This window comes from Aquabacterium soli, from assembly GCF_003933735.1.
Lineage (GTDB): Bacteria > Pseudomonadota > Gammaproteobacteria > Burkholderiales > Burkholderiaceae_C > Aquabacterium > Aquabacterium soli.
In genome coordinates, this window is the sequence record NZ_RSED01000001.1 from 49669 (window position 1) to 62973 (window position 13305).

The 13305-nt window shown below is 69.6% G+C and carries 9 protein-coding genes; 4 read left to right on the plus strand and 5 right to left on the minus strand.

What is annotated here, in order from left to right; all coding sequences use genetic code 11:
* Positions 1-6: 6 nt before the first annotated feature.
* The 4 genes from EIP75_RS00250 to roxA all read right to left on the minus strand — a co-directional run bounded on the left by EIP75_RS00250 (position 7) and on the right by roxA (position 4901).
* On the minus strand, positions 7-489 hold the full coding sequence (locus EIP75_RS00250; RefSeq protein ID WP_125241218.1) for a GFA family protein: 483 nt from the start codon (positions 487-489) through the stop codon (positions 7-9).
* Entirely contained in the window at positions 486-1925 is a 1440-nt protein-coding gene (locus EIP75_RS00255) for an aldehyde dehydrogenase family protein (RefSeq protein WP_199758449.1), read from the minus strand. The genes EIP75_RS00250 and EIP75_RS00255 overlap by 4 nt, the downstream gene beginning before the upstream one ends.
* Positions 1922-2686, minus strand: coding sequence for a tetratricopeptide repeat protein (locus tag EIP75_RS00260; RefSeq protein ID WP_125241219.1), 765 nt, complete (start codon positions 2684-2686; stop codon positions 1922-1924). Before EIP75_RS00260 ends, EIP75_RS00255 begins: the two co-directional genes overlap by 4 nt.
* A 178-nt stretch (positions 2687-2864) precedes the next feature.
* Positions 2865-4901, minus strand: coding sequence for a rubber dioxygenase RoxA (roxA, locus tag EIP75_RS00265; RefSeq protein ID WP_199758450.1), 2037 nt, complete (start codon positions 4899-4901; stop codon positions 2865-2867).
* A gap of 284 nt (positions 4902-5185) precedes the next feature.
* On the opposite strand from roxA, the gene EIP75_RS00270 reads away from it, so the two are divergent.
* The 3 genes from EIP75_RS00270 to EIP75_RS00280 are packed head-to-tail and all read left to right on the plus strand — an operon-like array spanning position 5186 to position 9106.
* Entirely contained in the window at positions 5186-6340 is a 1155-nt protein-coding gene (locus EIP75_RS00270; protein WP_125241220.1) for a CaiB/BaiF CoA transferase family protein, read from the plus strand.
* 29 nt (positions 6341-6369) lie between these two features.
* Positions 6370-7926 carry an acyl-CoA synthetase gene (locus EIP75_RS00275; RefSeq protein ID WP_125241221.1) on the plus strand — a complete coding sequence of 519 codons (1557 nt, stop codon included), beginning with the start codon at positions 6370-6372 and terminating at the stop codon, positions 7924-7926.
* Between the two features lie 31 nt (positions 7927-7957).
* Positions 7958-9106, plus strand: coding sequence for an acyl-CoA dehydrogenase family protein (locus EIP75_RS00280; RefSeq protein ID WP_125241222.1), 1149 nt, complete (start codon positions 7958-7960; stop codon positions 9104-9106).
* 36 nt (positions 9107-9142) lie between these two features.
* Here EIP75_RS00280 and EIP75_RS00285 read toward each other — a convergent pair whose 3' ends face one another.
* Positions 9143-11833 carry a winged helix-turn-helix domain-containing protein gene (locus tag EIP75_RS00285; RefSeq protein WP_420797134.1) on the minus strand — a complete coding sequence of 897 codons (2691 nt, stop codon included), beginning with the start codon at positions 11831-11833 and terminating at the stop codon, positions 9143-9145.
* A gap of 266 nt (positions 11834-12099) precedes the next feature.
* Between EIP75_RS00285 and EIP75_RS00290 the strand changes: the two genes are divergently transcribed.
* Positions 12100-13305 (plus strand): acetyl-CoA C-acetyltransferase, encoded by a 1206-nt coding sequence (locus EIP75_RS00290; RefSeq protein WP_125241223.1) that lies wholly within the window; start codon positions 12100-12102, stop codon positions 13303-13305.

The following is a 13305-nucleotide window of genomic DNA, read 5'->3' on the forward strand; positions in this document are numbered from 1 at the left end:
GGGCGTTCAGCCGCCGCTCGGTGGCTGGGTGGACAGACACGGCAGGTCGGCGGGCAGGGCCACCCACGGCTGCGCGCTGTCGCACCACAGGTGCATGCGCGGGCGCAGCCAGGTGGGGTCGTCCAGCGTGCCGGCCTTGACCACCACCAGGCCCGGGCGGGCCGGCAGCTCGGTGGTCACCGGCGAGCCGCACTCGGGGCAGAAGCGGCGGTGCACCGTGTTGCCGCTGTCGGCCGTGCCCACGTAGGTGCGCAGCTCGCCCTGCAGGGCCAGGTCGACGGCGGGCAACGCGAACAGCACCGAGAAGGCCGAGCCCGATTGCTTCTGGCAATCGCGGCAGTGGCACACCATGGCCGCAGCACGGCCGGTCTGCGCGGTGTAGCGCACCTGGCCGCACAGGCAGCCGCCGCTGAGCAGGGCGGCCGTCTTCTGCGGAGCGGCGGCCGGTGCCGCTGTGCCGGCGTCGGTGGTCGTGGTGGCCGAACTCATGCGCCGGCTCCCGATGCCTGCCCGCCGCGCTTGAGCGAGACGGTCTGCGGCAGCGTGTACTCCAGCAGGCCATCCTCACCCTGTTCCACACCCAGGCCCGACTGCTTGTGCCCGGCCATGGGCTTGATCGGCGAGATGGTGTGGATCTCGTTGACCCACACCGTACCCGCCTGCAGGCGCCGGCCGATGGCCAGGCCCTGGGCCTCGTCGGCCGTCCACACCGAGGCCCCCAGCCCGTAGGGCGAGGCGTTGGCGCGCGCGACGGCATCGTCGATGTCGGTGAAGCGCAGCAGCGGCAGGATCGGGCCGAAGGGCTCTTCCTGCACGATGCGGCTGGATTCGGGCGGGTTGTCCACCAGCGTGACGGGGAAGAAGTAGCCTGGCTGCTGGGCCACCTCGCCACCCGCCAGGAGGCGCAGGCCCTGCGCCTTGCAATCGGCCAGCAGGCCCTTGAGCCGCTCGAACTGCGCCTTGTTCTGCACGGGGCCCAGCTCCACGCCGGCCTCGGTGGCCGCGCCCAGCTTCACGCTGCCGGCCAGTTTGGCCAGCGCCTGCGAGAGCCTGTCGTAGACGGCGTCGTGGATGTACAGGCGCTTGATGGCCAGGCAGAACTGCGCGCTGTTGGCGAAGGCGCCCCAGAAGATCAGCGGTGCCACGGCGTTGACGTCGACATCGGGCAGCACGATGGCCGCGTCGTTGCCGCCCAGCTCCAGCGTCAGCCGCTTGAGCGTGGCCGCGCCGCTTTCCATCACCTTGCGGCCGGTGGCGGTCGAGCCTGTGAAGCTGATCTTGTCGATGCCGGGGTGGGCCGTCATCCAGGGGCCCAGGGCATCGCCGCCGCTGACCACGTTGAACACACCGGGCGGCAGGGCATCGCGCAGCAGCTCGCCGAACTTCAGCGCCGTGAGCGGTGTCAACGGCGAGGGCTTGAGCACCATGGTGTTGCCCGCCAGCAGGGCCGGCGCGATCTTGAAGAAGGCCAGCGCCACGGGAAAGTTCCAGGGCACGATGGCGCCCACCACGCCGATGGGCACGCGGTGCACCTGCACCAGCGAGTCGGGCGTGTCGGCCAGGGTGTCGGGCTCCAGCGGCAGCTTGGCCACCTCGGCGCACCAGTGAGCAGAGATCAGCACCTCTTCCTGCGCCTTGGCCAGGGGCTTGCCCTGCTCTTGCGACAGCAGTTCGCCCAGCGTGGCGGCGTTGGCCGCCAGGACGCCGGCCATGCGGCCCAGCACGGCCCGGCGCTCGTTCAAGGGCGTGGCCGACCACGCGCTGAAGGCATGGCGGGCGGCGGCCACGGCCTGGTCGAGCTGTTCGCGCGAGCAGTCGGGCGCCGTGCCGACCACCTGCTCGGTGGCGGGGTTGACCGCGTTGATCGTGGCGGCGGCGGTGACGGCCTTGCCGTCGATGGTCATGGTGTGGGTGGCAGTGCTCATGGGCGTTGCGGCGAGGCGGTGGTGGTGGGAGGGGGGCCGGAAGGCGTGCCGGTGGAGGCGGCGGGCACCTTGGGCGAGGCGGTCGTTGCAGGCTGTGCGGGCGGTGAGGCCTGCGGCTCCGTCATCTGGATGGCGTTGCGCAGCTGGTCCGCGAACGGGTGCTTGGGATCGAGGTGGGCCAACGCGGCTTCCCAGTGCTGGCGCGCCTTGAGGGGCTGGCCCCGTTCCAGCTCGGTCTTGCCCAGCAGGGCATGCGCCATGACGTTGCCTTCGTCCTTCTGGATGGCCCTGTTGAGCAAGGACTCGGCCTCCTCATTGAGCTTGCGGCCGTTGGCGTAGCCGATGGCCCGGCCCAGGTCGGACAGGGCCTGTGAATCGTCGGGCTTGAGCCGCACCACCTGGCGGTAGGCCTTGACGGTGTCGGCGGGCTGGTCGAGCACGGTGTAGGCGCGGGCCAGCCGGTCCCAGCCTTCGGCATCGTCGGGCTCCTTCTCCAGCCGTGCGGCCAGACGGGCCACCATGACGGCGGGGTCGGGGGGCGGTTGCAGCGCGGCGGATGCGCCCGGCACAGCAGCGGGGGATGCTGCGGTGTTCTCGGCCGGTGCGGCGAGCGGCTGTGCGGCTTCTTCGCCCATGCCGTTGCCTGCCGCAACCGTCTCCGGCGCCTGGGCCTTGTCCCCCGTGCCATTGGCCACGGCGCCCGACGGGTGGCCCAGCAGGGCGATGCCGGCACCGCTGGTGACGGCGACGAACGTGATCATGCCCGCCAGCAGTCGCAAGGACGGGCGGGATCCTGGAGAGTCTGGGCTGGTGGAGGGAGAGGTCATGGTGGGGACATGGGCTTGAAGAGGTGGATGACTCGGGCGTTGCCGTTGCGCCTGCGGCCGGGGAAGAAGCGCAAGCTCCTTCCCCGGCCGGGGGCTCAGGTGGGTGGGTGCCTCACAGGGTCTTGAGGTACTCCAGGAGGGCCCAGCGCTCTTCGTCGGTCAGCGACTGCACGAAGTCGTGGCCGCCATTGCCCTGGCCGTACAGGTGGCTGTTGAACACCATGCGCGACTGGATCTGCTTGTCCGTGACCGGCGGGGGCGACTGGTAGGCCAGCGAGTTGTTCGCACCCACCGCGTTGGCGATGCCGGCGAACAGCTGGTCGATGGTCGCCATGCCGTTGGAGCAGGGCAGGTAGGGCGATGCGGTGGCCTGGCTGTTGTTGCACGGCAGGTCCTTGACCTTCCACCCCAGCTTCTTGAAGTCGTACGAAGCGAGGCTGGCGTCGTAGCCCTGGTTCTTGCCGCCGATGCCGGGGGCCGTGTACTGGCGCTGCCAGATCTTGGGCCGTGCCGACGAGGGCTGGAGCACATCCCACAGCGTGGGCACGCTGCCGTTGTGGAAGTACGGGGCACCCTGCCATGCGCCGTACAGCGGCGGTGCCACGTAGCCGAAGGGCTTGAGCCATTCGTTGGGGCCTGTGGGCGAGTAGGTGGGTGGCGCGCCGTAGCCCAGGTCATAGGTGCGGCGGGGAATGCGGCGCAGCTGGCTGATCAGCTGGTTGTCGTTCCAGCCTTTCCACTTCGGGTTGAGCTCGTTGTAGGCGAACCAGGAGGTCTGCCAGGCGCGGCGCTTGCGCTCGTCCTGCATCAGGCCGACGCGCTTGTCGTCGGTCAGGATGGTTTCGTACGGCGTGATGACGCCGGCCACGCCCTTGAGGCGCGGGTCGGGCAGGAAGCTCGGGTTGGCCGCGTGGCGTGGCGAGTAGACGCCGTGGCAGCTGGCGCACGAGCCATTGCCGGGCTGCTTGGGGATGCCCGCATTGGCGCCGTTGGCCCACAGGTCGCGCTCGTGGAAGATCACGGCGCCCTTCTCGGCCAGCGGCGTGTCGATGGGGCCCTGGTCCCACTTGGGGGGCGACAGCGAGATCAGCCAGATGTTGATGTCTTCGAACTCGTAGTAGATGGCGCGGCGCTCGGCGGCGCTGCGCATCACGTTGGCCACCGCGAAGGCCATCTCCGATCGCACGTTGTCGGACGTGAGTGCGCCGTCCCAGAACTGGCGGGGCTTCCAGGCCCGGTGCCACCAGTGCGGCGCCTTGGACATGCCGGCCGCATGGCTCGGGAACCACTCCATCAGGCTGGGCGACAGCAGGATGGAGTCCATGTCCCAGATGGCGGGCAGGGCGTCCACGATGCCGATGGCATCGGTGGTGCCGCGGCCCACGCTCCAGGGGATGGGCGCCAGCTGCAGCACGGCTGTGACGCCGTTGGCGCGGAAGATGTCCGACTGGGTCACGCCCGCGTCGTTGGCATCGTTGGAGCGGCCCCAGGCGAAGGGACGCTCGCCGGGGTTGCCGACGCGCGAGTCGTGGCAGGCCGAGCACGTCACGCCCACCAGGCCGTTCCACTTGCCGTCCTTGCCCTTGTCCTGCATGAAGCCCAGGGGCAGCTGGCCGCTGCCGCCATTGGTCTTGTTGGGGTCCTCGCCCGGCAGCGGGTAGGGGTTGCGGTATTCGGCAGAGGTGTAGCCGTAGCGCTTGATCACCTGTTCATCGAAATCCGCGGGGCGGCTCTTGAGCCCCCACACCTTCCACAGGTTGGCATAGCCGGTGGCCGTGCTGAAGGGCTGGAAATACTGTTTGCCGGTGATGTACTTGTAGCCGCGGTACGCGGCTGCACGGTACTGGCCGCAGGTCTGCGGCCGCGCTGGCAGCTTGGCCACGTAGGGCTCGGGCGGGTTGTGCAGATCCACGTAGAAGGCGTTGAACTGGATGGCCGTGCCCGGCTTGTTGACACCTTCCTTGACCAGCATGCGCGGGTCCACCGGCAAGGGTGTCGCATCGGGCTTGCCTTCGCAGGCCGCGGCCCAGGGCGCGCGGATGTCCTGCATGTCGAGCAAGGGGAGGTCGGCGGCCAGGGCATGGCCTGCCAGCGTCAGGAACGCAAGGGCGGCGGCGGGCTGGACGGCCCGCCTGGGGGATGTGTTCACGGTGTGTTCTCCTGGATCACCTGGTGGGGATCGCTGTCTCAGCGAGGGGACCTTGTGCGCCGCCGCGGGCAAATACCGGCCGAGGTCGGTGGCGCAGGGTCGAACAGTAGGGCTTGGCTCCTGCGCCAGCTCTCGTCAGATCTGACGATTTTTGGGGCGGCCATTGCGCGTGCGATGGACCCCGTTTCCGGGTGCGCCTCGTCGGTTCTGACGATGGCTTGTTGGCCGTGCTTGAGCCACCATGCGGCCCTCGGCCAGGGTTGCTGGCTTGCAGGAGGCACTTGATGTCGGGTCCCTTGACAGGGCTGAAGGTGATAGAGATGGCCGGCGCCGGCCCCACCCCCTTCGGCGCGATGATGCTGGCGGACATGGGTGCCGCCGTGTTGCGCATCGCGGGAGCAGGTGCTCCCACGCAGGACGACCCGCGCGACGTGACGACCCGCGGGCGCCAGACCCTGCCGCTGGACCTGGCGCGGCCCGAGGCGGTGGACACCTTCCTGCACCTGGTCGAATCGGCGGATGTGCTGATCGAAGGACACCGGCCTGGCGTGATGGAAGGCTGGGGCCTGCCGCCCGAGGTGTGCCTGGCCCGCAACCCCCGCCTGGTCTATGCCCGTGTCACGGGCTGGGGCCAGTACGGCCCGCTGGCGCACACCGCCGGCAATGACATCAACCACATCGCCATCAGCGGCGCCCTGCACGCCATGGGCCGCGACAGCGACACCCCGGCGCCGCCCTTGAATGTGCTGGGCGATGCCGGAGGGGGCGGCATGCTGCTGACCTTCGGCGTGCTGGCCGCGCTGTACGAGGCGCAGCGCTCGGGCCATGGGCAGGTCGTGGATGCCGCCTGTGTCGACGGCGCGGCCCTGATGTCCTCGGCCCTGTACGGCTTCAAGGCCGCGGGCCAGTGGAGCAACCAGCGTGGCGCCAATCTGCTCGATGGCGGCGCGCACTTCTACGACACCTACGCCTGTGCCGACGGCAAGTACGTGGCCATCGGGGCGATCGAGCCGCGCTTCTACGCCCAGTTGCTGGAGCTGTGCGGCGTGCAGGACCAGGCCTTCGACGTGCAGATGGATGCCGCGCGCTGGCCGCTGCTCAAGCTGCGCATGGCCGATGTGTTCCGCACCCGCACCCGCGACGAGTGGTGCCGCATCCTGGAGGGCAGCGACGCCTGCTTCTCGCCCGTGCTCGACTGGGACGAAGCGCCCCGCCATCCCCACAACCGCGCCCGCGAGACCTTCGTGTCCGTCGATGGCGTGGTGCAGCCTGCGCCCGCGCCCCGCTTCAGCCGCACACCCGCGACACCGCCGCGCCGCCGAGTTCCCCAGCAGCCGGACCACGTGCTGCGCGACTGGGGCCTGAGCGAGGCGGGCCTGGCCCGCTGGCGCGGCGGTCCCGGCCAACCAGAGTCGTCAGTACCCACCGAGGGCCGCTAGGCCCCGGACACAACGAAGGAGACCTCCCCATGCAACTGACCCAAGCCTTGCACAAGGCCGTGCGCGAATGCCCCAACGCCCTGGCCGTGGCCTGTGGCGACCAGGAACTGAGCTTCCGGCAACTGGCCGACCGCGTGGCCCGCCTGGCCGGCGTGCTGCGCCAGCTGGGCATGCAGCCCGGCGACCGTGTCGGCATGATGGCGCTGAACTCCATCCGCTACGTGGAGTACCTCTACGGCGTGTGGTGGGGCGGTGGCGTGATCAACCCCGTCAACGTGCGCTGGAGCCCGGCCGAGGTCGGCTATTCGCTCGACGACTGCGACACCCGCATCTTGCTGGTGGACCGCTACTTCGCGCCGCAGGCAGCCTTGCTGCGCGAGACCTCGCAATGTCTCAAGACCCTGGTGTACTGCGACGATGGCGAAGTGCCGGCCGGCATGCTGGGCTACGAGCAGCTGATGGCCGAGGCCCAGCCCGCGCAAGACCGTCGCCATCAAGGCGAGGACCTGGCCGCGGTGATGTACACGGGCGGCACCACTGGCAAGCCCAAGGGTGTCACGCTCACGCACACCAACCTCTACCTCAATGCCCTGAGCGCCGTGGCCGCTGTGCCCCGCCCGGGCGACAAGGTGGGCCTGGTGGTCGCGCCGTTCTTCCATGTGGCCGGCTGCGGCCTGTCGCTGCAGCTGATCCAGCGCCTGGCCACGCAGATCGTCGTGCCCATGTTCGACGAGGTCGTGATCCTGCAAGCCATCGAAAAACGCAAGGTCACCGAGAGCTTCCTGGTGCCCACGATGATCAAGCGCCTGGTCGACCACCCGCGCTTCAAGGAGTTCGACCTGTCCAGCCTGGGCATGCTGCTGTACGGCGCGGCCCCGATCGATGAGGCCTTGCTCGACCAGGCCATGAAGGCCCTGCCGCACACCGAGTTCTGCCAGGCCTACGGCATGACGGAGCTGGCGCCCACCATCTCGGTGCTGCTGCCGCAGGACCACCGGCCCGGCCCGGACCAGGCGCGCCGCCTGCGCTCGGCCGGCCGCCCCGTGCCGATCGCCGAGGTGCGCATCGTCGACCCCGCCGGCCAGGAGGTGCCCGCGGGCACCGTGGGCGAGATCGTGGCCCGCGGGCCCATGGTGATGAAGGGCTACTGGAACAAGCCCGAGCAGACCGCGGCCGCCCTGCGCGATGGCTGGATGCACACCGGCGATGGCGGCTACATGGACGAAGAGGGCTACCTCTACGTGGTCGACCGCATCAAGGACATGATCGTGACGGGCGGCGAGAACGTCTACACCGCCGAGGTGGAGAACGCCATCGCGCAGCTGCCGCAGGTGTCGATGTCGGCCGTGATCGGCGTGCCCGACGACCACTGGGGCGAGCGCGTGCACGCCGTGGTGGTGCTGCGCGAGGGCGCCTCGCTGGACGAGGCCGCGCTGATCGCCCATTGCAAGGCGCTGATCGCCGGCTACAAGTGCCCGCGCAGCGTCGAGTTCCGCAAGGAGCTGCCGGTGTCGCCGGCCGGCAAGCTGCAGAAGTTCATCCTGCGCGAGCCCTTCTGGGCCGGCCGCACGCGCGCCATCAACTGACCCCGTTCTTCACTTCAGCCAGAGAGGCGTCATGACGCTGGACACCCGTCGCTCCTGGAGCGACCCCGACCTTGATCTGTTCCGTGACAACGTGGCGCGCTTCGTCGAGAACGAAGTGCTGCCGCACGATGAAGAGGCCCGCCGCCGCGGGAATGTGGGCCACGCGCTGTGGCACAAGGCCGGCGCCAACGGCCTGCTGTGCACGGACATCCCCGAGCAGTACGAAGGCGGCGGCGGTGATTTCCGCCACGAGGCCATCGTGTACGAGGAGCTGGCACGCCGCGCCCTCACCGGCATCAGCACCTCGGTGCATGCCATCGTGGCGCACTACATCCTCAACCACGGCACAGAAGCGCAGCGGCAGGCCTACCTGCCGCGCATGGCGCGTGGCGAGCTGGTGGGCGCCATCGCGATGACCGAGCCCGGCACTGGCTCGGACCTGCAGGCCATCCGCGCCAAGGCCGACAAGCGTGACGGGGGCTATGCGATCTCCGGCACCAAGACCTTCATCACCAACGGCTACCTGGCCGGGCTGGTGCTGGTGGTGGCCAAGACCGATCCGGCGCAGGGGGCGCGCGGCACGTCCATCCTGATTGTCGAGACCCAGGATTGCAAGGGCTACAGCGTGGGCCGCGTGCTCGACAAGATCGGCCTGAAGGCGCAGGACACCTCGGAGCTCTTCTTCGACGAGGTGTGGGTGCCCGAGGACCGCATACTGGGCGGCGAAGAAGGCAAGGGCTTCTTCCAGCTGATGAGCGACCTGCCCTACGAGCGCCTGATCATCGGCGTGACGGCCCTGGCCGCCATGGAAGGCGCCTACGAGGCCACGCTGGCCTACACGCGCGAGCGCAAGGCCTTCGGCAAGCCAGTGGCCGATTTCCAGAACACGCGCTACAAGCTGGCCGAGGTGGCCACGCAGATCAAGGTGGGCCGGGCCTTCATCGACCAGTGCGTCGAGCGCCTGGTGGCCGGCACGCTGGACACGGCCACGGCCTCCATGGCCAAGCTGTGGGCCACCGAGGCCCAGGGCCGCGTGGTCGACGAGTGCCTGCAGCTGTTCGGCGGCTACGGCTACATGAACGAGTACATGATCGCCCGCATGTACGCGGATGCGCGGGTGCAGCGCATCTACGGCGGCACCAACGAGATCATGAAAGAGGTGATCGCCCGGGCGCTGTGAAGCGACCCAGCGTGCCGCTGACCCGCGCGGGCGGGATCAGCGGATGACCGCCAGCTTGCGCGCGATGGCCACGGCCTGCGTGCGGCTGTGCGTGCCCAGCTTGAGGTTGATGTTGCGCAGGTGGGTGCGCACGGTGCTGTCCGAGACGAACAGCTTCTCGGCCATGGCGCCGTTGGAGTAGCCCTCGGCCAGCAGCTGCAGCACGCGGATCTCCTTGCGCGTCAGCGGCTCGGCCAGCGGCTGGGTGGCTGCGCCGGCCGGGTCCGCATCGCCCATCGACACGGGGCCGACGATCTTGAGCAGGCGCTGCAGGTACTCGTCGAAGATGGGGTCGGTGGGCTCGTGCGCATGGGCGGGTGCCTGTGCCCGCGATTGCAGGTGGGCGTGGCAACGGTGCAGCAGCACGGCCACGGCCGGGCCTTCGTCCAGGATCAGGCGGATGAAGCCGTCGTGGCAGGTCTGGCGCAGCACGGCCAGCAAGGTTTCGGTGGCGCCGAGGATGTCGCCTGTTCGCTGCTGGGCCAGGGCCTGCAGCACGCGCAGCTTGAACACGCGGCCATGACGCGTGCGTGACTGCGCATCGACGATCTCTTCCTGCAGCGCGCCCATGGCCTGCTGTGCATCACCGAAGCAGATGTCCCAGCGCAGGCGCGCCAGGCGCAGGTCATGCAGCTCGTGCGCGGGCAGGCGCTGCCGGGCCACCCGTTGCCACAGGATCTGGTCGTTGGCCCGGGCCAGTTCGTCACGCGATGCCTGGGCATGGCCCTGCAGCAGCAGCATGCGCGAGCGCTCGAGCTTGGCGCTGGCCACCACGCGCGGCAACTGGCGGTGATGCCCCAGGTACTCCAGTTCGGTCAGCACGTGGAAGGCGGCGTCGATGTCGCCGCGCTGGAAGGCGATGCGCGAGCGCAGCACATGGCTCAGGATCATGTGGTCGGGCAGGCCCACGTCGCGCGCCAGCGGCAGGTACACATTGAGCAGGTGCTCCGACTGATCGAGCTGATCGAGCTCGTACACCACCGAGGCATAGAAGATGCCCGCCCAGGCGTGTCCGTTGGTGTGGTTGTAGGTGCTGGTGCCACCCGTCACGGCCATCCGAAAGCGCGCCGTGGCCTGGCGCAGCCGGCCCTCCTGCAGATCGAGCAGGCCTTCCATCGACTCCGTGTACATGCGCACGAACAGGCTCGAGCCCTGCGTGGCTCGGGCCGCATCGAGCAGGCGGTGCGCCTCGTGGTGGTGCCCCATCACGGACACCACGTTGGCCATGGCGTTGGTGAGCACGCTGTCGGCGAAGGGGCTGGCGCTGGGCAGCGTGGCGAGGCTTTCATGGCCGACGCGGTAGGCATCCTCGTAGCGGTCCATCATCGCCAGCAGCAGTGGCCGCAGCGCATTGACATTGGCGCTGACGGCCGGGTCGCTGCCTGCATCGGGGTGGATGCACTCCAGCTGCGCCATGGCCTGCCAGGGGCCCTGCGTGAAGCAGGTGGCCCAGACCCGGATGGCCTGCAGGCGTGGATGGGAGCTCAGGGCCTCGTCGGGGATCACGCTGAACCACCGGCCCAGCAGCCGCAACTGGCCCTTGAACAGGAACTCGTCCGCGTGCGGTTCGAGCAGGGACAGGGCGTGGGGAAAGTCTCCGCCCTCGATGGCATGCTCCACGGCGGGCACGGTCTGGCCCTGTGATTCATGCCAGGCCGAGGCTGCCAGGTGCAGGCGCGGCAGATCTTCAGGGTGCTCGCGCGCCAGCTGGTTGCGCAGGAAGTCGGCGAACAGGCTGTGGTAGCGCCAGCGCGGCCCCGTGTCGTCCGTGGGCGTGACCGGCGTGAGGAAGAGGTTGGCGCTGTCGAGCTGTTCAAGGATGCGGGCGCTGTCCAGGCGCGGGTTCAGCGCCTGGCACACCGAGGTGTTGAGCTGGCGCAGGATGCTGGTGCGCATGAGGAACTCGCGCACCTCCGGCCCCTGATGGGCCAGCACGTCCTCGGCCAGGTAGTCGGCGATGGCCCTGTTCGATCCCGAGAAGCGCTCGATGAAATCGCTGTCGGTGCCACGGCGGTCCAGCGCCATCGAGGCCAGCCACAGCGCGGCCACCCAGCCTTCGGTCTTGCTGTGGAGCTGTGCCAGCGATTCGGCCGGCAGGGCATGCGCGCTGCGCAGCTGGAAGAAGTGCGTGGTCTCTTCCAGGCTGAAGCGCAGGTGTTCGGTGTCCACCTCGACCAGCTGACCACGCGCCCTCAGACGTCCCATGCCCAGGTCGGGCAGCCCGCGCGACCCGATCACGAGCTGGCCCCGGCGCGGCAGGTGGTCGATGATCTCGCGCACCAGGCCCAGCACCGCCGGCTCCTGGATCAGTTCGAAGTCATCGAGGAACAGGGCGAAGGGCCCGCTGTGGCGGGTCAGCGATTCGACCACGTCCACCGGCGTGCCATGGGCCATGGGCTCCAGCGCGAGGCGGGTGGCGGCGGCGTTGAGCCCCAGCAGGAAGCGCGACACGTCGTTGTCGGCCCGGTCCAGTGTGAGCCAGGCGGTGGCAACGCCCTGTTCTTCGAGGCCGGCGCGTGCCTGCAGCATGGCCGTGGTCTTGCCGAACCCGGCGGGCGCACGCACCAGCACCAGCTTGGCGGCTGTGGCCTGCACGATCCGCTCGCAGGCGGCCGTGCGCAGCACCTGCAGGGCGCTGGCGCCCAGGGGGTTGAGTTTCGAGGCCAGTGCGGGCGATGGCGGCGTCATCGGCGTGTTCATGTCCGTGGCGCTCGGGTCGGCGGGGGCGGTGGGCGAGGAGACGGGAGGCATGGCGGTTCCTGCGTTCTGTGGGCGTGCCGCATCACCGCGGGCGGCGTGCACCAGGATCTGCCGGGATTCTCCGCCCGCATTAATGTGCTTGTCTGTTCGGGCAATACCTAGGCCCGGGTGCACGCCATTCCGTCGGTTCCGACGATGGGCGTGGGGTTGGGGGTTGCCTAGAGTCGGGCGGCCATCTCAGCCCAGGGAACCGCATGAACGATGTGTTTGTCTATGACCATGTGCGCACGCCGCGGGGCAAGGGCCGCCCGGACGGGGCGCTGCATGCGACCACCCCGGTGCGGCTGGCCGCCCGCGTGCTGCAGGGCCTGCGCGAGCGCAATGGGTTCCAGGCGGCCGACATCGATGACGTGGGGCTTGGCGTCGTCATGCCTGTGGGCGAGCAGGGCGCCGACATCGCGCGCGCGGCCTTGCTGGAGGCGGGGTATGGCGACCATGTCACGGGCTATCAGCTCAACCGCTTCTGCACCTCGGCACTGGACACGGTCAAGATGGGGCATGCGCTGATCGCGGCCGGCCAGGCCGATGCCGCGATCGGCGGTGGCGTGGAATCCATGTCGCGCGTGGCCATCGGCAGCGACGGCGGCGCCACCTACACCGATCCCGCGGTGGGCCGGCACCATCCCTACATCCCCAACGGCGTGGCGGCCGATCTGATGGCCACGCTCGAGGGGCTGACGCGCGAGCAGCTCGACGCCTATGCCTGTGAAAGCCAGCGCCGCGCGGCGGCAGCGCAGGCCGGCGCTTACTTCGATCGGTCCCTGCTGCCGGTGCTTGACGAACTCGGTCGACCGGTGCTGACGCGTGACGAAGCCCTGCGGCCCAGCACCACGATGGCCGATCTGGCCAAGCTCAAGCCCGTGTTCGCTGGCCTGGGAGAGGAGGGCTTCGACAGCATCGTGCTGCGGCGCTATCCACAGCTGATGGGCGTTGAACACCTGCACACCAGCGGCAACGCCAGCGGCATCGTCGATGGGGCCTGCGCCGTGCTGCTGGGCAACCATGCCTTCGGCCAGCGGGCGGCCCTGCGGCCGCGCGCACGCATCCTGGCCAGCGCCAGTGGCGCCTCCGAACCCCTGCTGAGCCTGGGCGGGCCCATGCCTGTCACCCAGCGGGCGCTGGACCGCTGTGGCATGAGCATCCGTGACATCGACCTGTTCGAGGTCAACGAAGCCTTCGCGGTCGTGCCCCTGGCCTACATGCGCCACTTCGACATCGACCCGGCGCGCGTGAACGTCAATGGCGGTGCCATTGCGCTGGGCCACCCGCTGGGGGCCACCGGCGCCATCCTGCTGGGCACCGTGCTTGACGAGCTCGAACGGCGCGGTGCCTCCACCGGCCTGGTCACCCTGTGCGCGGCGGCCGGGCAGGCCACGGCCCTGATCATCGAACGGACCTGA

Bases quoted from the DNA above. Each gene is read 5' to 3' on its own strand.
- EIP75_RS00250 (WP_125241218.1), bottom strand. From the start codon at position 489: ATGAGTTCGGCCACCACGACCACCGACGCCGGCACAGCGGCACCGGCC.
- EIP75_RS00255 (WP_199758449.1), bottom strand. From the start codon at position 1,925: ATGAGCACTGCCACCCACACCATGACCATCGACGGCAAGGCCGTCACC.
- EIP75_RS00260 (WP_125241219.1), bottom strand. From the start codon at position 2,686: ATGATCACGTTCGTCGCCGTCACCAGCGGTGCCGGCATCGCCCTGCTG.
- EIP75_RS00270 (WP_125241220.1), top strand. From the start codon at position 5,186: ATGTCGGGTCCCTTGACAGGGCTGAAGGTGATAGAGATGGCCGGCGCC.
- EIP75_RS00275 (WP_125241221.1), top strand. From the start codon at position 6,370: ATGCAACTGACCCAAGCCTTGCACAAGGCCGTGCGCGAATGCCCCAAC.
- EIP75_RS00280 (WP_125241222.1), top strand. From the start codon at position 7,958: ATGACGCTGGACACCCGTCGCTCCTGGAGCGACCCCGACCTTGATCTG.
- EIP75_RS00285 (WP_420797134.1), bottom strand. From the start codon at position 11,833: ATGACGCCGCCATCGCCCGCACTGGCCTCGAAACTCAACCCCCTGGGC.
- EIP75_RS00290 (WP_125241223.1), top strand. From the start codon at position 12,100: ATGAACGATGTGTTTGTCTATGACCATGTGCGCACGCCGCGGGGCAAG.